This window comes from Stagnihabitans lacustris, assembly GCF_025950525.1.
Classification (GTDB): Bacteria; Pseudomonadota; Alphaproteobacteria; order Rhodobacterales; family Rhodobacteraceae; genus Stagnihabitans.
Genome location: NZ_JAPDGS010000001.1, coordinates 544,853 through 563,058 on the forward strand (window position 1 = coordinate 544,853; position 18,206 = coordinate 563,058).

Annotated in this window: 21 protein-coding genes; 10 read left to right on the forward strand and 11 right to left on the reverse strand. The window is 64.7% G+C overall.

Annotated elements, in window-relative coordinates; translation table 11 throughout:
• Positions 1–77: 77 nt before the first annotated feature.
• Positions 78–1,274: an ABC transporter substrate-binding protein gene (locus NX862_RS02615; RefSeq protein ID WP_264492310.1), complete on the reverse strand. Its 1,197-nt coding sequence runs from the start codon at positions 1,272–1,274 to the stop codon at positions 78–80.
• Positions 1,275–1,596: 322 nt separating this feature from the next.
• Here NX862_RS02615 and NX862_RS02620 point away from each other — a divergent pair, with 322 nt between their 5' ends.
• Both NX862_RS02620 and NX862_RS02625 read left to right on the forward strand, forming a co-directional pair.
• Complete coding sequence (locus NX862_RS02620; RefSeq protein WP_264492311.1) at positions 1,597–1,956, forward strand: DUF4189 domain-containing protein; 360 nt, start codon at positions 1,597–1,599, stop codon at positions 1,954–1,956.
• A gap of 129 nt (positions 1,957–2,085) precedes the next feature.
• Positions 2,086–2,520, forward strand: coding sequence for a DUF805 domain-containing protein (locus tag NX862_RS02625; protein ID WP_264492312.1), 435 nt, complete (start codon positions 2,086–2,088; stop codon positions 2,518–2,520).
• 46 nt (positions 2,521–2,566) lie between these two features.
• Here the strand turns inward: NX862_RS02625 and NX862_RS02630 are convergent, their stop codons facing one another.
• Positions 2,567–3,595 (reverse strand): GlxA family transcriptional regulator, encoded by a 1,029-nt coding sequence (locus tag NX862_RS02630; RefSeq protein ID WP_264492313.1) that lies wholly within the window; start codon positions 3,593–3,595, stop codon positions 2,567–2,569.
• Between the two features lie 219 nt (positions 3,596–3,814).
• Here NX862_RS02630 and NX862_RS02635 point away from each other — a divergent pair, with 219 nt between their 5' ends.
• Positions 3,815–5,185, forward strand: a complete 1,371-nt coding sequence (locus NX862_RS02635) for a class II 3-deoxy-7-phosphoheptulonate synthase (protein ID WP_264492314.1) — start codon at positions 3,815–3,817, stop codon at positions 5,183–5,185.
• Positions 5,186–5,537: 352 nt separating this feature from the next.
• On the opposite strand, the gene NX862_RS02640 is transcribed toward NX862_RS02635, so the two are convergent.
• Entirely contained in the window at positions 5,538–6,305 is a 768-nt protein-coding gene (locus NX862_RS02640; RefSeq protein WP_264492315.1) for a PAS domain-containing protein, read from the reverse strand.
• A gap of 197 nt (positions 6,306–6,502) precedes the next feature.
• Between NX862_RS02640 and NX862_RS02645 the strand changes: the two genes are divergently transcribed.
• From NX862_RS02645 to NX862_RS02655, 3 genes are read left to right on the forward strand one after another with little or no spacing between them, the layout of a single operon-like run.
• Positions 6,503–7,399: a YicC/YloC family endoribonuclease gene (locus NX862_RS02645; RefSeq protein WP_264492316.1), complete on the forward strand. Its 897-nt coding sequence runs from the start codon at positions 6,503–6,505 to the stop codon at positions 7,397–7,399.
• 2 nt (positions 7,400–7,401) lie between these two features.
• Positions 7,402–8,046 carry a guanylate kinase gene (gmk, locus tag NX862_RS02650; protein ID WP_264492317.1) on the forward strand — a complete coding sequence of 215 codons (645 nt, stop codon included), beginning with the start codon at positions 7,402–7,404 and terminating at the stop codon, positions 8,044–8,046.
• Positions 8,043–8,627: a gamma carbonic anhydrase family protein gene (locus NX862_RS02655; protein ID WP_264492318.1), complete on the forward strand. Its 585-nt coding sequence runs from the start codon at positions 8,043–8,045 to the stop codon at positions 8,625–8,627. The genes gmk and NX862_RS02655 overlap by 4 nt, the downstream gene beginning before the upstream one ends.
• 718 nt (positions 8,628–9,345) lie before the next feature.
• Here the strand turns inward: NX862_RS02655 and NX862_RS02660 are convergent.
• The 4 genes from NX862_RS02660 to gap form a co-directional block, all read right to left on the reverse strand.
• A complete protein-coding gene (locus NX862_RS02660) occupies positions 9,346–9,507 on the reverse strand; it encodes a hypothetical protein (RefSeq protein WP_264492319.1) in 162 nt (53 codons plus the stop codon).
• An 80-nt stretch (positions 9,508–9,587) separates the two neighbouring features.
• Positions 9,588–9,749, reverse strand: a complete 162-nt coding sequence (locus NX862_RS02665) for a DUF1127 domain-containing protein (protein WP_264492320.1) — start codon at positions 9,747–9,749, stop codon at positions 9,588–9,590.
• A gap of 44 nt (positions 9,750–9,793) precedes the next feature.
• On the reverse strand, positions 9,794–9,955 hold the full coding sequence (locus tag NX862_RS02670; protein WP_264492321.1) for a hypothetical protein: 162 nt from the start codon (positions 9,953–9,955) through the stop codon (positions 9,794–9,796).
• A gap of 256 nt (positions 9,956–10,211) precedes the next feature.
• The gene (gene gap, locus NX862_RS02675; protein WP_264492322.1) at positions 10,212–11,213 is read right to left on the reverse strand and encodes a type I glyceraldehyde-3-phosphate dehydrogenase; all 1,002 of its coding nucleotides are present in this window, start codon (positions 11,211–11,213) and stop codon (positions 10,212–10,214) included.
• A gap of 571 nt (positions 11,214–11,784) precedes the next feature.
• On the opposite strand from gap, the gene NX862_RS02680 reads away from it, so the two are divergent.
• Complete coding sequence (locus NX862_RS02680) at positions 11,785–12,747, forward strand: DUF808 domain-containing protein (protein ID WP_264492323.1); 963 nt, start codon at positions 11,785–11,787, stop codon at positions 12,745–12,747.
• Here NX862_RS02680 and NX862_RS02685 read toward each other — a convergent pair.
• Together NX862_RS02685 and tkt are read right to left on the reverse strand one after the other, a co-directional pair.
• Positions 12,736–13,773: a hypothetical protein gene (locus NX862_RS02685; protein ID WP_264492324.1), complete on the reverse strand. Its 1,038-nt coding sequence runs from the start codon at positions 13,771–13,773 to the stop codon at positions 12,736–12,738. The genes NX862_RS02680 and NX862_RS02685 overlap by 12 nt on opposite strands.
• 3 nt (positions 13,774–13,776) lie before the next feature.
• On the reverse strand, positions 13,777–15,795 hold the full coding sequence (gene tkt, locus NX862_RS02690) for a transketolase (RefSeq protein WP_264492325.1): 2,019 nt from the start codon (positions 15,793–15,795) through the stop codon (positions 13,777–13,779).
• Between the two features lie 211 nt (positions 15,796–16,006).
• Here tkt and NX862_RS02695 point away from each other — a divergent pair, with 211 nt between their 5' ends.
• The 3 genes from NX862_RS02695 to NX862_RS02705 are packed head-to-tail and all read left to right on the forward strand — an operon-like array spanning position 16,007 to position 17,182.
• A complete protein-coding gene (locus tag NX862_RS02695; protein WP_264492326.1) occupies positions 16,007–16,492 on the forward strand; it encodes a hypothetical protein in 486 nt (161 codons plus the stop codon).
• A complete protein-coding gene (locus tag NX862_RS02700) occupies positions 16,485–16,847 on the forward strand; it encodes a cell division protein ZapA (protein WP_264492327.1) in 363 nt (120 codons plus the stop codon). Before NX862_RS02695 ends, NX862_RS02700 begins: the two co-directional genes overlap by 8 nt.
• Positions 16,844–17,182, forward strand: a complete 339-nt coding sequence (locus tag NX862_RS02705) for a hypothetical protein (protein ID WP_264492328.1) — start codon at positions 16,844–16,846, stop codon at positions 17,180–17,182. The genes NX862_RS02700 and NX862_RS02705 overlap by 4 nt, the downstream gene beginning before the upstream one ends.
• Positions 17,183–17,369: 187 nt before the next feature.
• Here NX862_RS02705 and grxD read toward each other — a convergent pair whose 3' ends face one another.
• Complete coding sequence (gene grxD / locus NX862_RS02710; RefSeq protein ID WP_264492329.1) at positions 17,370–17,732, reverse strand: Grx4 family monothiol glutaredoxin; 363 nt, start codon at positions 17,730–17,732, stop codon at positions 17,370–17,372.
• A 231-nt stretch (positions 17,733–17,963) separates the two neighbouring features.
• Entirely contained in the window at positions 17,964–18,197 is a 234-nt protein-coding gene (locus NX862_RS02715; RefSeq protein ID WP_264492330.1) for a BolA/IbaG family iron-sulfur metabolism protein, read from the reverse strand.
• Positions 18,198–18,206: the final 9 nt, after the last annotated feature.

Consider the following 18,206-nt stretch of genomic DNA (forward strand, 5'->3'; position numbering starts at 1 on the left):
GCCCGTTTGCGGGCTCTGCGGCTTATATGCGACGGCCCGGGGCATCAACCCCGGGCCGTGCTGGTTATGGTGTCAGATCAACGGAACTTGACGGTTTCGAACTTGCCGCCCTTGATCTCGAACTCTTTGTAGCGGCCCGCGGATTCGCCCGGCCCGATCAGGGTCACGCCCGAAGCGCCGTCATAGTCGATGGCGGTGCCAGCGGCGATCAGCTCAAGCGCCTTGCCCAGTTCGCCCGGCAGGATCTTGACGCCCGAACCATCGGCGGGGCCGTTGGCGATCTCGGTGATCTTGTCCTTGTAGACTTTGGGGTCCGACGAACCGGCAGCGTTGATCGCAAGCATGATCAGCGCGGCCGCGTCATAGGATTCCATCGTGTAGGGCGAGGTCGCGTCATAGGCGGGCGAGTTCGCCTTGCCCATTTCGGTCAGAACGGCGGCGCCGGGGCTGTCCGACTGCGGAACCTGGCCATAAGAGCCGTCGATCTGGGTGCCGAAGTGGTCGGTCAGGCTGTCGCCCACCATGCCGCCCGGGATTTCGAACTGCGAGAAGGCGCCGCTGTCCAGCGAGGCCTGGATGATGCCCTTGCCGCCCTGGTCGACATAGCCCGCGACGACGAGGATATCGCCGCCCGCAGCCGCCAAAGAGGCAACCTCGGCCGAATAATCCGACTTGCCGTCTTCATGCGGGATGTTGATGTTGACCTTGCCGCCGACCTTTTCGAACGAGGTCGCGATGGCTTCGGCCAGGCCCTTGCCGTAATCCGAGTTGGAATAGGTCAGCGCGATCGACTTCACGCCCTTTTCCATCAGGATTTCGGCGGCGATTTCGCCCTCACGCGCGTCCGAAGGCGCGGTGCGGAAGAACAGGCCGTCGTCTTCGGCGGTGGTCAGCGCCGGCGAGGTGGCCGAGGGCGAGACCATGACGATGCCGTTCGGGCGCGCCACGTTCTGCAGGACGGCACCGGTCACGCCCGAGCAGTCGCCGCCAAGGATGCCCTTGACGCCATCGGACGTCACCATCTTTTCGGCAGCGGTCTGGGCGGCGGCGGCGTCGACGCAGGTCGAATCGCCCCGGACGGCCGAGAAGACGAAGGGCGATTTGCCCGAAGCATTCACTTCGGCAATCGCGGCTTCAGAGGCATTGGCCATATGGCCGGTCAGCGATTCGATCGGGCCGGTAAAGCCGTAGAGAATCCCCAGTTTGACATCTTCGGCATGGCCCATGCCCGAGGTCACAGCAATCGCGGCCGAAGCCAGCAGCAGTTTTTTCATTCTTGTCTCCCGTGTCGGATTTGTATCCTGAGGGCAGACTAGAGGGGGAAAAATAAAAAGGAAAGGGGGGTCTTGTCGACATCGTGCCGACATAAAGGGAGGGCCTGCCGACCAGGGGGAGGGGATTGACCCGGGCGCAACAGCAGGGCGGTCGCGCCCGGGTCTGATGGGCCTTGCCCGACGCGGAACATTGGCCGTGGTCCTTGGCAGCCCCTCTGTGACCGGGCGGCGACACTTGGGCTCCGCCGCACAGCCGGGGCTTGACCTTGACGGCTTTGATGCCCACCTGTCACCCTGATACCAAGGTTTCGAGAGGACCACCATGTCGCAGCGCTTCGGTCTTGTTCTGGCTTGTGCCATTGGCTTTGGCGCGCCTGTGTCGGCCGCTGACCTTTTTGGCGCCATCGCCTTTTCGCCCTCGACTGGCAAGGTGGGTGGCGGCTGGAACTTCGCCTCCAAGGAAGATGCTTCCGGTGAGGCTGTCACGCAATGCGGCGTGGGCGATTGCGCCTCGGTCGTTGTGTTCCCCTCCTGCGGGGCGGTGGCTGTGGGCGACGGCTATGGCATGGGCTTTTCGGCCGATGGCGCCGCCGCCAAGGCCGAGGAAACCGCGCTGGCCAATTGCTCGGGCTATACGGCCAACTGCCTGATCACCATGAGCTTTTGCAACGACGCACAATAAGGCTGGCCCGAAAGCGATCCTGTGTCCAGCGCGCCACGTTTGACGCGGCTGGCAAGGTGCGCCCGATCTTGCGGTTGATCTGCTCCGGGACGCGGGTCAAATGGACCTCAGACATTTCAGGAGGTCATGATGACATTCACCCAATCGGTCAAATCCGTCTATTCCGCCAGCATCTTTCCCGGCCGCGCCGCGCGGTCGGAATTCTGGTGGTTCGCCCTGTTCCAATTCCTTGTCGCCCTTGTCGTCTACGCCATCTTTGGCGCGTTGATCGGCATGACGATGTCGCCCGAAGTCATGATGTCGGGCGGCCCGAGCGGCGGCGCCTTTGCCATGTTCTTTGTCCTGATGCTTCTGCTTTACGCCTTCAGCGCGTTGAACCTTGTCCCCGGCCTGGCTGTCTCGGCCCGTCGCCTGCATGACCGCGACATGTCGGCGCTGTGGCTGTTCATCGCCTTTGTCCCGCTGGTCGGCCCGATCGCGCTTCTTGTGATCTTCTGCCTGCCGGGAACCCCGGGACCGAACCGTTTCGGCGCAGACCCGAAGTCCGGCGCGAACGTTTTCTGACCCAACCGCAAGACCAAGGGCGCCCCGGGTCTGACCCGGGGCCTCCTTAGATCGACAGCCGACCGGCCGCCGGCGCCTGGGGCACGTTCCCTTGCGTCCCGCGCTCGCGGTAGGGCGTCGTGTTGTAATGGCTGCGGTAGCATTTCGAGAAATGCGACGGCGAGGCAAAGCCGCAGGCCAGGGCCACGTTGATCACCGACATATCGGTCTGCATCAACAGGTTGCGCGCCTTTTGCAGGCGCAGTTCCATGTAATACCGCTTGGGGGACCGGTTCAGGTAACGGCTGAACAAACGCTCCAGCTGGCGGGTCGACATGCCGACTTCCTCGGCCAGATCGGCGGGCGACATCGGGTCTTCGATATTGCCTTCCATCATCTGGATGACCTGAGACAGCTTCGGATGGCGCACCCCGATCCGCGTCGGGATCGAGAGCCTTTGCGTGTCCTGATCGGTGCGGATCGTCGAATAGATCAGCTGATCGGCGACCGTGTTGGCGACATCCTCGCCGTGATCGGCGGCAATCACCTTCAGCATCAGATCCAGCGACGAGGTCCCCCCGGCGGTCGTCCAGCGGTTGCCATCCATGACAAAGACCGATTTCGTCAGGTCGACTTCCTCGAATTCCTCCAGGAAACCGTCCTGATTCTCCCAGTGGATCGTGGCCTTCTTGCCATCCAGCAGCCCCGCCTTGGCCAGCGCATAGGCCCCGGTGCAAAGCCCGCCAATGGTGACGCCGCGCCGCGCTTCACGGCGCAGCCAGTTCAGCACGCCCCGCGTCGCAGCCCGGCCCACGTCGATCCCGCCGCAGACCAGAAGGATGTCGTCGCGGTCGATCTCGTCCAGCCCCATGTCCAGCTTGAAGGCCGCGCCATTGGAACAGGTCGCCGTCTCGCCCCCCTCGCCGGCCAGCGCCCAAGTATAGGCGGGCTCGCCGATCACGCGGTTGGCGATGCGCAAAGGTTCGATGGCCGAAGCAAAGGCCAGCATGGTGAATTTGTCGAGAAGAAGGAAGACAAAGCGACGCGGTGCCTCGGGTTTCGAGGTCTGGGTAGCTTTGCGGGGGCCCGTGGACATTGCGCGACCTGACATGTCGGATTTGGGCCAAGGAAACAGGAATCCCGCGGAACCGCAAGGGGTAAGGAAAAGGATTTTCTTGCAGGTCAAAAGACCGGGGGTTCTGGTTGGAAAGGCGGGGGGTCTGGCTGGAAAGGGCCGCAAAGCGACGCTTTCGGCCTTTGCATCGGGGCAAGATTTCCTTAGAAGACTTGCAGATTCTGACGTGAGGGTGAAGCCATGACCAAGGGCTGGACGAAAACCGATTGGCGCGTGAAGCCGCGGGTGCAGATGCCGGACTACCCGGATCAGTCCGCGCTGAAGGATGTCGAGGCGCAATTGGCGAAGTATCCTCCGCTGGTTTTCGCCGGCGAGGCGCGCAAGCTGAAGAAACAGTTGGCGGCGGCGGCCGAGGGGCGGGCTTTCCTGCTTCAGGGTGGCGATTGCGCCGAGTCGTTCTCCGAATTCTCGGCCGACAACATCCGCGATACTTTCCGCGTCATGCTGCAGATGGCGGTTGTCCTGACCTATGGCGCAAAGGTGCCGGTGGTGAAGGTCGGTCGCATGGCGGGGCAGTTTGCCAAGCCGCGCTCGGCCGGGACCGAGGTGATCGGTGGCGTCGAGCTTCCGTCCTACCGCGGTGACATCATCAACGGGTTCGACTTCGACGCCGGCTCGCGCATCCCCGATCCGCAGCGCATGTTGCAGGCCTATACGCAGTCGGCGGCTTCTTTGAACCTGTTGCGGGCGTTTTCGACGGGCGGTTTCGCTGATATCCACCGGGTCCATTCCTGGACCCTCGGCTTCGCCGAACATGACAAGGCGGAGCGTTACCGCGCCCTGTCGAACCGGATTTCGGACGCGCTGGACTTCATGTCGGCGGCGGGGATCACGTCGGACACTGCGCCTTCGCTGTCGACGGTGGACTTCTACACCAGCCATGAGGCGCTGCTTCTGGAATACGAAGAGGCTTTGTGCCGGATTGATTCGATCACCGGTCAGCCGGTGGCGGGCTCGGGCCACATGATCTGGATCGGCGACCGGACGCGGCAGCCCGATGGCGCGCATGTCGAGTTCTGCCGCGGCGTGCTGAACCCGATCGGGCTGAAATGCGGGCCTTCGACGACGGCCGAAGACCTGAAGGTGCTGATGGCCAAGCTGAACCCTGGCAACGAGGCCGGGCGTCTGACGCTGATCGCGCGCTTTGGCGCGGGCAAGGTGGGCGACCATCTGCCGCGTCTGGTCAAGACGGTGCAAGAAGAGGGCGCCAATGTGCTGTGGTCCTGTGACCCGATGCATGGCAACACGATCAAGGCGGCTTCGGGCTACAAGACCCGGCCGTTTGAATCGGTCCTGCGCGAGGTCCGCGAGTTCTTTGCCATCCACGCGGCCGAGGGCACGATCCCGGGCGGCGTGCATTTTGAGATGACCGGCAAGGATGTGACCGAATGCACCGGCGGTCTGCGCGCCGTGACGGATGAGGATCTGTCCGACCGCTACCACACCGCTTGCGACCCGCGCTTGAACGCGTCCCAGGCTTTGGAGCTGGCTTTCCTCGTGTCCGAAGAGTTGTCGTCGCGGCGCGACGAACCCAAGCGCGTCGCCTTGTAAGCGCAGGGCTGTTGCCAAATGGAACGGGCGCGCGAAAGCGCGCCCGTTCCATTTGGCGGGGGCCGGGGGGAGGGGGCTTGCCCCCTCCCCCCGGCCCCCGCTCCTCGCCCGAAGGTCATGCCAGCTTGCTGGCTTGGCCTGATGGGCGAAACCTGCGTTTGGGGGGAGATCGGGTCAAGTCCAAAACGGGCCAAGTCCAAAAGAGCGGGGTCCAAGAGAAAAGCCACGGGGCTTTGCCCCGTGGCTTTTCTCTTGGAGGGGGCGCGGCGCTTCGCGCCGCGCCCAAGTGACCCGGCAGCGCGGGCTTTGCCCGCGCGCCCCTTGGATCAAACGGACCTACTCGCGGGGCGCGTCAGTCGCGCGAATGGACCAGGCGCAGGTAGGGCTTGCCCTTGTCGGCCCGTGGCGGGCGGTTCAAGGCAGAGGGCGATGACGACAGGGGTGACGGCGGGGCAGGCGTGAAAGCGGCCTGGGGCGGGGCGGCAAAGCCTGGCCGTCCCACTGGCGGCAGGTCGGGCAAGCGGCGGTCAGAGGCCTCGCGCAGGCCGTCGCGGCGGTCGGGCTGGTTGCGGCGCTCGATCACTTCCGACATCAGGCCCGAGATCGCAAAGCGGCGCGGCGCGCGGCCCACGACGCCGTCCAGCGCCAGGCAACCAAGCGCCAGTTCCGTCTTGCCCGCCGCCGATGTCAGCGGCAAGAGCAGCATCCGGCCCTCCAGCGGCGGACGGCCGATCGACCGCTCCGCCTCCAGCCACAGTTCCAGCGTCGCAGGGCCGGCAAAGACCCCCTCCAGCGCATCCGACAGCCGGTTGCGGCCCTGCGGCTCATACAGCGCCGACAGCGGCATCCCGCGCACATCCATCCCCATCACGTCATGCACCATCATGCCCGCAATGCGGAAGCGGGCGATGCCCGGCGCGATGCGCTCCAGCAGAAAGGTGTTCTCCAGCGCCCCGGCAATGCCGCGCGGGTCGATGCGGTCACGTGCGGGCAACGAGCCGCCGACGCGCAGGCCTTCCCAATAGGCGCGGACCTCCGCCAGCATGGCAAAGCGCGGCCCGCTGGGGCCACCCGAGTTTGCCCCGGTCTTTCCACCCTTGCCCAGAAACGACAATGCCATGTATCACCGCCGCGATCTCCCGCGGCTCCCTGACGGTCCTGAACCCGGAACTTTGCCTCGGATCAAGGAGAGGTTAATCTCGCGGCAACATCTGTTACCGATGCCTTAACATACACGCTTCATGTGCGATTTGGCGCACAATCTCGACAAATGGTAAACTTCTGCAGCCCAAGGTTGCAAGCCCCAAGGAGGCCACGATGACCATCTCGATGACAGGATTTGCCACGGCCAAGGGTCAGGGCGCGGGCCATGCCTGGGCCTGGGAGATGCGGTGCGTGAACGGCAAGGGGCTGGATCTGCGGCTGCGGGTGCCCGACTGGATCGACGGGCTGGAGCTGGCCTTGCGGGCCGACCTGACGCGCGTTCTGGGGCGGGGGAATGTGTCTTTGACGCTGAAGGTGACGCGTGAGGGGGCTGAGGGCGCGGATGGCCTGCGCCTGAACGCCGTGGCGCTGGCCGCCGCCCTGGAGGCCCTGCGCGCGGTCGAGGATGCCGCCATGGCCAAGGGCGTGACCCTGGGCCAGGCCACGGCGGCCGATGTGCTGTCGTTGCGCGGTGTGCTGGACACCAGCGGGGCCGAGGTCGACACCGCCGCCTTGCGGGCCGCGATCCTGGCCGATCTGCCGGGGCTGCTGGCCGATTTCCAGACGATGCGCGGCACCGAGGGCGCGGCCTTGAACGCGATCCTTGCGGGCGCCTTGGACCGGATCGAGGCCCTGGTGTCCGAAGCCGCGGTGGCCATGGCCGCACGTGCGGGGCAGGCGGGCGCGCGCCTGCGCGAGGCGGTGGCGCGGCTCTTGCAGGCCTCGGATGGGCTGGACGAGACCCGCATCGCGCAGGAACTGGCCCTTTTGACGGTCAAGAACGACATCACCGAGGAAATCGACCGCCTGGGTGCCCATGTCGCCGCCGCCCGCGCGCTTTTGGCCGATCCCGGCCAGGTGGGTCGCAAGTTCGATTTCCTGGTGCAAGAATTCCTGCGCGAGGCCAATACGCTGTGTTCCAAGGCGCAGTCGATCGAGATGACCCGCATCGGGCTTGACCTGAAGACGATCATCGACCAAATGCGCGAGCAATCACAGAACGTGGAGTGAGCATGAGCCGCAGTTTTCACCGTCGGGGCCTGCTTTTGATCCTGTCCTCGCCCTCGGGCGCGGGAAAGTCGACGCTGTCGCGGCGGTTGATGGAATGGGACCCGACTTTGCGGTTTTCGGTTTCGGCCACGACGCGCAGCCCCCGTCCCGGTGAGCAAGAGGGGCGGGAGTATTACTTCAAGACCCGCGGCCAGTTCGAGACCCTGGTGGCTCAGGGTCAAATGCTGGAACATGCCGAGGTTTTCGGCAACTTCTACGGCAGTCCCCGCGGTCCGGTCGAAGCCGCCATGGCCGAGGGGCGTGACACGCTGTTTGACGTCGATTGGCAGGGCGGCCAGCAGATCGCCCATGCGATGGGCCGCGATGTGGTGTCGGTTTTCATCCTGCCGCCCTCGATTGCCGCGCTGGAATCGCGGCTGAACGGGCGCGGACAGGACGCGCCCGAAGTGATCAAGGGCCGCATGGACAAGGCGCTGTCCGAGATCAGCCACTGGTCCGAGTATAATTATGTGATCGTGAATGATGACCTTGACAGGGCCTTTGACGATTTGGTCACTATTCTGCGTGCAGAACGTCTGAAACGGGATCGTCAGCCGGAGCTGGCCGACTTTGTCCGTGGCTTGAATCGGGAGTTTGCGGCGCGATGATCTATGACCTGGATGGCGTGGCACCGGAACTGGGCATGGGGGCTTGGGTCGCCCCTGGCGCTCAGGTCATGGGCAAGATCCTTTTGGAAGATGAAGTCTCGGTCTGGTTCGGCGCGGTGTTGCGCGGCGACAACGAGATGATCTGGGTGGGGCAGGGCTCCAACATTCAGGAGAATGCGGTTCTGCACACCGATGTGGGCTTCCCGCTGTTGATCGGGCCGAATTGCACCGTGGGGCATCGGGCGATGCTGCACGGCTGTTCGGTGGGCGAGGGGACCTTGATCGGCATGGGCGCCACGGTGCTGAACGGGGCCAAGATCGGACGGAACTGCCTGATCGGCGCCTGTGCGCTTGTGACCGAGGGGAAGGAAATCCCCGACGGCTCGCTGGTGATGGGCACCCCGGGCCGCGTGGTGCGCGCGCTGAGCGACGATGAAATCGCGGGGCTGCTGCGATCGGCCGAAACCTACCGCGACAATGCCAAGCGCTTCCTGGTCGGCCTGAAAGAGATCAAGCCCGAGGTCGAAAAGAAAGTGACCAAGCCGCGCGCCAAGGTGACAAAGATCCAGCTGGCGGGTTAGGCGGCGGCGGGCCGCGGGTGCGGGCTGTGTTTCGCTGGGGGGCCTGGCCCCTTCCGCTGGTTTGGCCCGAACGGATGCTGACGTTATAGGCCCTGACCTTTGATGGCCCCGACCGTTGAGGGTCTGACGCATCCCCTGCAAGGGACGGGCCAAGGGCTGCGCGCGACCCCGCAGCGGGGCTCCTGACGGTGCGCATTGGGGGGCAACCACACAACCGTCACATGCAGAGCTCGGCATGGCGCCTGGCCGAGGCTGGACGCGGGCCCTCTTGCAGTGCCTCGGTCAGATCGGGCGGCCTTGGGGCACTTGCCCGGGAAGGGGGCGCGCGCGACGCTGCATGGTGTCCTTCGGCGGACATGGGATAGCGCCTTTGCTGCGCGCGGACCGGCCGCCCTCCTTCACCGCTTGGGCCCCTGGGCCTGCCGGCACCGGCTTTGAACGATGCATGAAGCGCCTCGCTTTGCCGGAGGACCCAACCCCGGCCGCCGCGTCCTCTGTCCGTTCGGTCGGCAGGGCGAGGGCCGCGCAAAAGCATTGGCGGTGCAGTCGGCGGAGCCCCTTGGTGGATCGGATGATCCTGCGCGGCCCCTGTCAGTGCGGCGTTGCCGGGCACTGGCGCCCCGGCCCCGGTTGCCCACCCCTGCAAAAGGCCCCCACCCATGGAAAAGGCCCCCGAAGGGGCCCTGTCGTCGCAACATGTCACGGCGCGTAGGGGCTATCAGCCCCAGATCATCTGCCGGGCGATCCGGTCCGCGTCCCCGGCGTTGATGCCAATGTCCAGCTGGTCGCGCCAGGACAGGCCCGCGATTTCGTCACGGATGCGGCGGTATTCGGCGCGGCGGTGGGCTTCTTGTTCGACACGGGCAAGGAATTTTTTCATCTTCATCTCCAGTTCAGCGGGGACCCTCGGGTCCCGGGGCGGGGCATTGGCCCCATCATCGGTTGCACAAGTCCGGGCAATCAGCCCCAGACGGCCTCATGAGCGATGCGCGATGCATCGCCGGGGTGGATGCCAAGGTCAGCGGCCTCGGCCGGGGAGAGGCGGGCCAATTCGTCGCGGGTGCGGCGAAACAGGGCGCGCTTGGCGGAATAGTCACGATAGGCGGCAAACAGGTTTTTCATCACATCACTCCTTACAAGCTGGAAGGGTCCAGCGAGGGGCCATCTCAGCCCCAGACAGCCTCACGGGCGATACGGTCGGCGTCTTCGGGGAAGAGGCCGAGGTCGATGGCGACAGAGCGCGGCAGCATGGCGATCTCGTCGCGGGTCTTGCGGTAGAGGGCGAAATTCGTGGCCTCGGCGCGGTAGCGGGCGAACAGGTGCTTCATGGTGTCGGTCCTTTCTTCGGAGCCTTTGTTTGCTCCATGTCCCGAATATGGACCTTTCCAGCGGCCAAACAACCGACAATGCTGCGGTGCGGCGTTGCGCTGGATGCATAGGTAACGCAAAATTAACTAGGCTCCTGCCCGATTTCCGGCCAAAGGGTGCTGAAATCCGGTCAATTCCCGGGCAAAATGCAAAAAGGCCCCCGAAGGGGCCTTTTCATTAAAATTCAACGGGTTCGACTCAGGTCAAACTGAAAGCTCAGATCAGCTTGCCCATGGCCACGGCCGTATCGGACATGCGGTTCGAGAAGCCCCACTCGTTGTCATACCAGGACAGGACGGACACAAAGGTCCCGTCCATCACCTTGGTCTGGTCCATGTGGAAGATCGACGAATGGCTGTCATGGTTGAAGTCGGACGAGACATTCTTGTCGTTGGTATAGCCCAGGATGCCCTTCAGCGCGCCATCGGCGGCGGATTTGATCGCGGCATTGACTTCTTCGACCGTGGTCGCGCGCTTGGCGATGAACTTCAAGTCGACGACCGAGACATTCGGCGTCGGCACGCGCATCGCAAAGCCGTCCAGCTTGCCCTTCAGCTCCGGCAGCACCAGACCCACGGCCTTGGCGGCGCCCGTCGAGGTCGGGATCATGTTCAGCGCGGCGGCGCGGGCGCGATACAGGTCCTTGTGCATCGTGTCCAGGGTCGGCTGATCGCCGGTATAGGAGTGGATGGTGGTCATCATCCCCTTTTCGATCCCGATGGCGTCGTTCAGCACCTTGGCGAAGGGCGACAGGCAGTTCGTGGTGCAAGAGGCGTTCGAGACGACGATATCATCCTTGGTCAGCGTGTGGTGGTTCACGCCGAAAACGATGGTCTTGTCGGCATTGTCGCCGGGGGCCGAGATCAGCACGCGCTTGGCGCCGGTCGCCAGGTGGCCCTGGACCTTTTCCTTCGAGGTGAAGATCCCGGTGCATTCCATGATGACATCGACGTCACCCCAAGGCAGCTCGGCCGGGTTCTTGATCGCGGTCACGCGGATCGGGCCACGGCCCACGTCGATCCAGTCGGCGCCCGTGGTCACGGTCCCGGGGAAACGGCCATGAACGGAGTCAAAGCGCACCAGATGGGCGTTGGTTTCCACCGGGCCCAGATCGTTGATCGCAATGACTTCGATATCGGTGCGGCCCGATTCGATGATGGCGCGCAGGATGTTGCGGCCGATGCGGCCGAACCCGTTGATGGCGACTTTGACGGACATGGTGCCTCCTCAGGACATGACGCGACTCAGCGCGCCGGAAAGATAGCGCTAACATCGTCAGTTTGCGCCGGATTTCAACAGTAAATGGTCGGTCTGGTCTAATGTCGCCAGAAAGTCAGATACAGTGCAAGGTCCATCAGCTTGCGCGCCAGAAAAAGCGAGGCCAGTCCCTGGTTCAGCAGGGCATCCAGGCCGAAAAGGCCAAGGATGAGCCCGGCAATGATCAGATGTCCGCGGATGGCGGCCTCCTGTGGCGGGGGCGCCCCGCGCTGGGAGTGCCCTGTATGGGTCGGGGGCCAGTGCGGCCTTGGGTCCGGGCGACGATAGACCAAGGGCCGCAGGGAGAGAAGTCGATTGCGCGTCTTCTTTGGTCGATCGTGCCGGCATCGCTGGGGATTTGGCGGGCGTTCATGGCGGCCTTGGCGCGATATTCGCGCGCAATGGATGGCGTTGAAAGTCGCATTGTCATTATAAATCAGTTTGTTAGAGGTAGCGCCCCCGTTTCCGCCAACATCGTCGCGGTTGAAATTCCTGCGCCATCGCGTATCTAGGCGAAAACGAAGGGATTATGATGAGCGGGCTTCTGGCACTTCTGGACGATGTCGCGGCGATTGCCAAAGTGGCGGCGGCCTCGGTCGATGACATTGCGGCGGCGGCGGCCAAGGCGGGGGCCAAGGCCGCGGGCGTGGTGATCGACGATGCGGCGGTGACGCCGAAATATGTCCATGGCTTTGCGGCCGCGCGCGAATTGCCGATCATCGGGCGGATCGCGGTGGGATCGCTCAAGAACAAGCTGATCATCCTGCTGCCTGGCCTTCTGGCGATGAACGCCTTCGCGCCCTGGGCCATCACGCCTTTGCTGATGCTGGGCGGCGCCTATCTGTGTTTCGAGGGGGCCGAGAAGGTGTTTCATGCGCTGGCCCCCAATGCCGACGACCATGTCGAGGAGGATTTCGCCACCGGCGACCCCGCCCATCTGGAAGAGGAAAAGATCGCGGGCGCCATCAAGACCGATTTCATCCTCTCGGCCGAGATCATGACGATTGCGCTGGCCGCCATCCCGGAAAGCAACTTCTGGACCGAGGCGATCACTTTGGCCGTCGTGGGCACGCTGATCACCGTGGCAGTCTATGGCGCGGTGGCTTTGATCGTGAAGATGGATGATGTCGGCCTGCATATGGCCGCCAATGCGCCGTCGCGCGCGCTGCGGGCCTTTGGCCGGGGGCTTGTCTCTTTCATGCCCAAGCTGATGTCGACCCTGTCCACGGTCGGCACGGCGGCGATGCTGTGGGTTGGCGGGTCAATCGTGCTGCATGGGTTGGAGGTCACGCATCTGTGGGCGGCACCTTACGAGGTGATCCACCATTGGGCCGAGGCGGTGGCGGCGCTGGCGCCCTTGGGCGGCTTTACCGCCTGGGCGGTGACAGCGTTTTGCGATGGCGTCGTGGGGTTGGTTCTGGGCCTGGCGCTGATCCCGCTGGCCACGCGGGTTTTGCCCAAAGTTCTGGCGCCTGTGATGGGCCTATTCCGCTGAGCGCGCCCAAAGCGCGGTAAGCGCGGGGTCGTGGGTCAAGGCCCCCGTCCCCTCCCGCGCGACTTTCCAGCCGGTGGAGCATTGCTGGCAATGGACGAATGTGGTCTGACCGGTGAACAGCGCGTCAAGGTCGCCAAAGATCCGATGCACGGTCCAGCCCTTTTTCCCCGCCAGACGCCCCGGCACCACGCACCATTTCGGCATGCAGGGCTGCGGGGTCTCGGGCCGGTGGTCATGGGCGGCCTGCGGCTTGCGGCCCCCGGTTTCTCCGGCATAGACCCAGGTCCCGTTCAGCCGTACGAGGCCCATGAGGCTGCGTTCCGCCGCCTCATGGGCGCTTGGCCCCATGGCCATCTCGTCGATATCCAAGGACAGGACCGACCGCGCCTGACCCAGCATCCGCAGCCGGGCGAGGTTGAACATCGCGGTCTGAAAGAAGCGCGCCGGAACCTCCAGCTTGGCCGTCCGCCCATGTGCGGGGCCATAGGGAAAGGGCGCGCGGATCACGACCGCCGTCTTCAGCCCCGGCACGCGGGACAGCGCCGCGGTGATGTCGGCGGCATCATAGGTGGTCGAGCCATTGTCGAACAGCAAAACAGCCTCGGTCCCCTGGGTCGCCACATGGTGACGCGCCCAGGCGGTGATCCAGTCGATCGGGTTGTCCTTTGACACCGCCATCAGCACCCGCAGGCCTGCGAAACGGTCCGCCAAAGAGGCGCTTGGCGACAGAGGCAGGCCCATGACGGACCGGGCCGAAAGCGGCGCGGTCAGATGCTCCCAGCGGAGGTGGCGGCTGCGGCGCGGCGCAAGGTCGGCGCGGAGGGAAGGCCACAGGTTCAACAGCCGCGGCGTCAGGAAATGGATGCGGCCATCCTGAACCCAATGGTCATAGGCCAAAGTCAGGCGGTCATAGCGCGCCTCGTATAGCGCGTCCCGCCGGTCAGCGGGGCGCGCGAAGTCTCGGGTCGGCCCGCCCTCGGGCAGGGTCAAAGAGGCCAGGTCAAGCGTGTCGAACCCGGCCCCCATGGATCACAGCATCGACTTGGCCAAGGCCACGGTATCCTCGGCGGTGATGCCGAACTCTTTATACAGCCGGTCGATGGGCGCCGAGGCGCCAAAGCCCGTCATGCCGACAAAGCCCGCCTTGGCTTCACGCCCGCCCTGGCCCAGAAGCCAGCGGTCCCAGCCGTGACGCACGCCCGCCTCGATGGCGATGCGCACCGAACCCGGCGGCAGGATGCGCTTGCGGTAGGCCTCGTCCTGTTGGGCGAACAGCTCCATCGACGGCATGGACACCACACGGGTGCCGATCCCATCGGCCTCCAAAGCCGCCTTGGCCGCCATGGCGATTTCGACTTCGGACCCGGTGGCCATCAGGATGACCTGACGTTTGGCCTCGGCCTCGGCCAGGACATAGGCGCCCTTGGCCGTCTTGTTGACCGAGGTCGCATCGGTCCGCAGCGTCGGCAGGTTCTGCCGCGACAGGGCCAGAACCGAAGGCGTCGCCTTTTGCGACAAGGCGATCTGCCAGGCCTCGGCGGTTTCGATCAGGTCGCAGGGGCGGAAGACCAGGGTGTTCGGCGTCGACCGCGAAATCGCCAGATGCTCGACCGGCTGGTGGGTCGGGCCGTCCTCGCCCAGGCCGATGGAGTCGTGCGTCATCACATAGACGACCGGAACCCCCATCAGCGCCGAAAGCCGCATCGCAGGCCGCGCATAGTCGGTAAAGCACATGAAGGTGCCGCCATAGGGCCGCACACCGCCATGCAAAGCCATGCCGTTCATGGCCGAGGCCATGCCATGTTCCCGGATGCCGAAATAGATGTAACGGCCCTTGCGATCCTCGGGGGTGAAGACCCCCAGATCGGCGGTCTTGGTGTTGTTCGATCCGGTCAGGTCGGCCGAACCGCCGATGGTTTCAAACAGCACCGGGTTGACCGCCTGCAAGACCTTTTCGCTGGCCGCACGGGTGGCAAGCTTGGGCTTGGTCTCCAAAGCGGCCTTTTTCACGCCGATCACGGCGCGGGCCAAAGCCTTGTCATCGACCGCGCCCGAGAACAGACGCTCGATCAACTTCTGACGGGCGGCGGGCTGGGTGGCCAAATTGGCCTCCCAAGCAGCGCGGGCCTCGGCGCCGCGGGCACCAAAGGCCTCCCATTGCGATTTCACATCAGCCGGGATTTCGAAGGGCGCCGCGGTCCAGCCATAGGCGGCCTTGGTGTCGGTGATCAGCTTGGGATCGGTCAGCGCGCCGTGGCCCTTGGAGGTGTCCTGCGCCGAAGACCCCAAAGCGATATGCGTCTTGCAGGCGATCAGCTGCGGCTTGTCAGCCTTTTTGGCGGCCAGGATGGCGCGGTTGATATCCTCGGGGTCATGGCCGTCACATTCAAAGACCGCCCAGCCAGAGGCCGCAAACCGCGCCTTCTGATCGGTGATATCGGCAATCGAGACCTTGCCGTCGATGGTGATCCCGTTGTCATCCCAGAAGACGGTCAGGTTCGACAGTTCCTGCTTGCCCGCCAGCGCGATGGCCTCTTGCGAAACGCCCTCCATCAAACAGCCGTCGCCGGCGATGACCCAGGTGCGGTGGTTCATGACCTTGGCGCCCAGACGGGCGCGCAGGTTGGCTTCGGCAATGGCAAAGCCCACCGAATTGGCGATGCCCTGACCCAGCGGGCCGGTCGTCGTTTCAATCCCGCCGGCATGGCCGAATTCCGGGTGGCCGGCAGTGCGCATCCCCCATTGGCGGAAGCCCTTGATCTGGTCCAGCGTGATATCGGCGTAACCGGTCAGATAAAGCAGCGCATAGATCAGCATCGACCCATGGCCCGCCGACAGGATGAAGCGGTCGCGGTCGGGCCAATTCGGCGCCTTGGGGTCAAAGCGCAGGTGCTTTTCAAACAGGACGGTGGCCACATCGGCCATGCCCATCGGCATCCCCGAATGGCCGGAATTGGCCGCAGCGACGGCATCCAGCGTCAGCGTGCGGATGGCGGCGGCACGCATCCAATGGTCGGGATGACGGGTGCGGAGGGTCTGAATGTCCACGTCCTGATCCTTTTTGGTTAGGTTTGCCGAGGTGCATAACACCCCTGTTCCAAGTTGCAAGTTGGCAAGGGCCCCCGACGACGCATCTCACGCGGAAATTGCGCGGGGTGGGGCCGATTTCCCGCAGGGGGCGCCGTATTGGCGCTTGACGGCGCCGCGGGGGCTCCGCACTCTGGGGCAAAGGCGTTTTACGCCCGGAAGTGAGGCAAGAATGAGCGATTTGGCAGCGGTGGAACACAGAATCCGCGAGGCTTTGGCCAGGGTCGATGCCGGGATCGACCGTTTGCCGATTGGCGGGCCCTCGGCGGCGCAGACCGACGAGATCGCCAAACTGCGCCTGTTGCTGGATGCCGAACGCGCGGCCCGGGCCGAGGCAGAGGGCCAGCTTGCAGATTTCCACGAGGCGGTCGAGGCGGCTTCGGCGGAAAAGGACGACGACCGGCTGTTGCGCCAGATCGACGCGCAAAGCCTGGACAACCAGCGGCTGCGCGCCTCGGTCGCCTCCTTGCGCGAAGAGTTGCGCCGCCTGACAGAGGCCCTGGCCGAGGGGATCGCCGACCCCGACATGATCAACCACGCCATGGCCATCGAACTGGAGGCCCTGCGCGCGCAACGCGCCAGCGAGACGACCGAGATGGCCGATATCCTGTTGGAACTTGACCGCATCGTGACCGCAGAGGAGCCCGCCCATGCCTGACGTCGAAATCGCGATTGGCGAGCGCAAGTTCTTTGTCACCTGCCGCGAGGGGGAGGAACACTTCCTGATCTCGGCCGCGCGGATGCTGGATGCCGAGGCGCAGCCGATCCAGGCCCAGCTTGGCCGCCTGCCCGAAGCGCGGATGCTGTTGATGGCGGGGCTGATGCTGGCCGACCGCACGGCCAGCCTGGAGGATGAATTGCGCCAGGCCCAGGCGCGGATTGCGGAACTTGAGTCGGAGACTGTGCCCGGCCCGGCGCCGATGGCTTTGGCCGTCGCGGCGGGGGAGGATTGGGAAACCCTGGCTGAACAGGCGGAAGCGCTTGCGGCCCGTATCGAGGAGTTGGTTGCATGAAATACCTTGGGTTTGGCGTGCTGGCTTTCGGACTGGCGCTGTCGGGCTGCGTGACCCCGCCCGAGCCGGAAAAGGCGCCTCCGGTCCTGCCGGGCCGCGTGGTCGAGTATAAATGTGCGGCCGGGGGCTCGGTCACGGTGGATTACGGCGAGGGCAAAGTGACGCTGCCGGGGCCGGAAACGCTGATCCAGGAAGAGGGCGTGCAGCGCTGGTCCTGGCCCTCGGATGGGACGCATCACATCTGGGCGCTGGATGGCGCCGGGGTGGGGACGCTGTCGCTGAGTTCGGCCGGTTCGGTCGCGGTCGAGAAGTCGGGCTGCGTCGCCAAGAGCTAAGGTCTTGCGGCGTCGGGAGGGTTTCACACCCGTCCAGACGCCGCGGCCTGATGCGGACCCATGGCGTGATGATCGGCCCATGTGGGAGATTTTAACCAAAATGAAAGGGCGCCCGCGGTTGGGGCGCCCTTTTGATCGGCGGGGGCTTTGCTTCAGCCGCGTAGCCCGGGGCATGCCCCGGGTCTGTTCAGCCCTGGTTGGCTTCGCGGATCTTGCCCGCGGCTTCTTTGTCAAAGGCGACGCCCTTGGCTTCCAAAAGCTGGTCCAGCTCTCCGGACAGGGTCATTTCCGTGACGATGTCGCAGCCGCCGACGAATTCGCCCTTGATATACAGCTGCGGGATCGTCGGCCACTCCGAGAAGTCCTTGATCCCCTGGCGGATTTCCGCATCGGCCAGAACGTTCACATCGGCATATTCCAGCCCGATGTAGTTCAAGATCCCCGCCACGCGGGAGGAAAACCCGCATTGCGGCATCATCTTGGTGCCCTTCATGAAAAGCACGACGTCGTTTTTCTCGACGGTATCCTTGATCGTATCAAGCGCGGTCATTGTCTTTGTCCTCCAGCGGCCGGTCGGGCGGCGGTGTCATATTGGATATATGGGGGGATTCGAGCCCGGTGCCAAGATAGGATGCAAGCCGGGCCTCGGTGGTCTCATACGGGCGGTGGCGCCTTGCCGCTTCTGCGCGATGGCGGGCGCGATCTTCGGGGCTGCGGGGGGCAAAAGGGCCAAGACCCACGGCATACATCAACCATGTGGTGACGATGCGCCCCAGCCCCATCACGGCGCCCTTGTCGTCAGCCCCAAGGCGTGCAGCGCTCCGGCAGGCCCGTCCATCTTGCCCTTCAAGGCCGCATAGACCGCGCGTTGCTGGTTCACGCGGGACATGCCGGCAAAGGAGGCATCGACGACCTCGGCCTGGAAATGCTGGCCGTCGTCGCCCTGCACGGTGATTTGCGCCTGGGGGAAGGCGTCGCGGATGAGGCTTTCGATCTCGGCGGCGGTGATGGGCATCGCGGTCTC

Coding starts and splice junctions, on each gene's coding strand:
- NX862_RS02665 (WP_264492320.1), bottom strand. CDS start 9,749: ATGAAAAACCTGTTTGCCGCCTATCGTGACTATTCCGCCAAGCGCGCC.
- NX862_RS02645 (WP_264492316.1), top strand. CDS start 6,503: ATGACCATCTCGATGACAGGATTTGCCACGGCCAAGGGTCAGGGCGCG.
- NX862_RS02660 (WP_264492319.1), bottom strand. CDS start 9,507: ATGAAAAAATTCCTTGCCCGTGTCGAACAAGAAGCCCACCGCCGCGCC.
- NX862_RS02625 (WP_264492312.1), top strand. CDS start 2,086: ATGACATTCACCCAATCGGTCAAATCCGTCTATTCCGCCAGCATCTTT.
- NX862_RS02635 (WP_264492314.1), top strand. CDS start 3,815: ATGACCAAGGGCTGGACGAAAACCGATTGGCGCGTGAAGCCGCGGGTG.
- NX862_RS02695 (WP_264492326.1), top strand. CDS start 16,007: ATGAGCGATTTGGCAGCGGTGGAACACAGAATCCGCGAGGCTTTGGCC.
- NX862_RS02640 (WP_264492315.1), bottom strand. CDS start 6,305: ATGGCATTGTCGTTTCTGGGCAAGGGTGGAAAGACCGGGGCAAACTCG.
- NX862_RS02680 (WP_264492323.1), top strand. CDS start 11,785: ATGAGCGGGCTTCTGGCACTTCTGGACGATGTCGCGGCGATTGCCAAA.
- NX862_RS02715 (WP_264492330.1), bottom strand. CDS start 18,197: ATGCCCATCACCGCCGCCGAGATCGAAAGCCTCATCCGCGACGCCTTC.
- NX862_RS02630 (WP_264492313.1), bottom strand. CDS start 3,595: ATGTCCACGGGCCCCCGCAAAGCTACCCAGACCTCGAAACCCGAGGCA.
- NX862_RS02705 (WP_264492328.1), top strand. CDS start 16,844: ATGAAATACCTTGGGTTTGGCGTGCTGGCTTTCGGACTGGCGCTGTCG.
- gap (WP_264492322.1), bottom strand. CDS start 11,213: ATGTCCGTCAAAGTCGCCATCAACGGGTTCGGCCGCATCGGCCGCAAC.
- grxD (WP_264492329.1), bottom strand. CDS start 17,732: ATGACCGCGCTTGATACGATCAAGGATACCGTCGAGAAAAACGACGTC.
- NX862_RS02615 (WP_264492310.1), bottom strand. CDS start 1,274: ATGAAAAAACTGCTGCTGGCTTCGGCCGCGATTGCTGTGACCTCGGGC.
- NX862_RS02670 (WP_264492321.1), bottom strand. CDS start 9,955: ATGAAGCACCTGTTCGCCCGCTACCGCGCCGAGGCCACGAATTTCGCC.
- NX862_RS02655 (WP_264492318.1), top strand. CDS start 8,043: ATGATCTATGACCTGGATGGCGTGGCACCGGAACTGGGCATGGGGGCT.
- NX862_RS02685 (WP_264492324.1), bottom strand. CDS start 13,773: ATGGGGGCCGGGTTCGACACGCTTGACCTGGCCTCTTTGACCCTGCCC.
- NX862_RS02700 (WP_264492327.1), top strand. CDS start 16,485: ATGCCTGACGTCGAAATCGCGATTGGCGAGCGCAAGTTCTTTGTCACC.
- NX862_RS02620 (WP_264492311.1), top strand. CDS start 1,597: ATGTCGCAGCGCTTCGGTCTTGTTCTGGCTTGTGCCATTGGCTTTGGC.
- gmk (WP_264492317.1), top strand. CDS start 7,402: ATGAGCCGCAGTTTTCACCGTCGGGGCCTGCTTTTGATCCTGTCCTCG.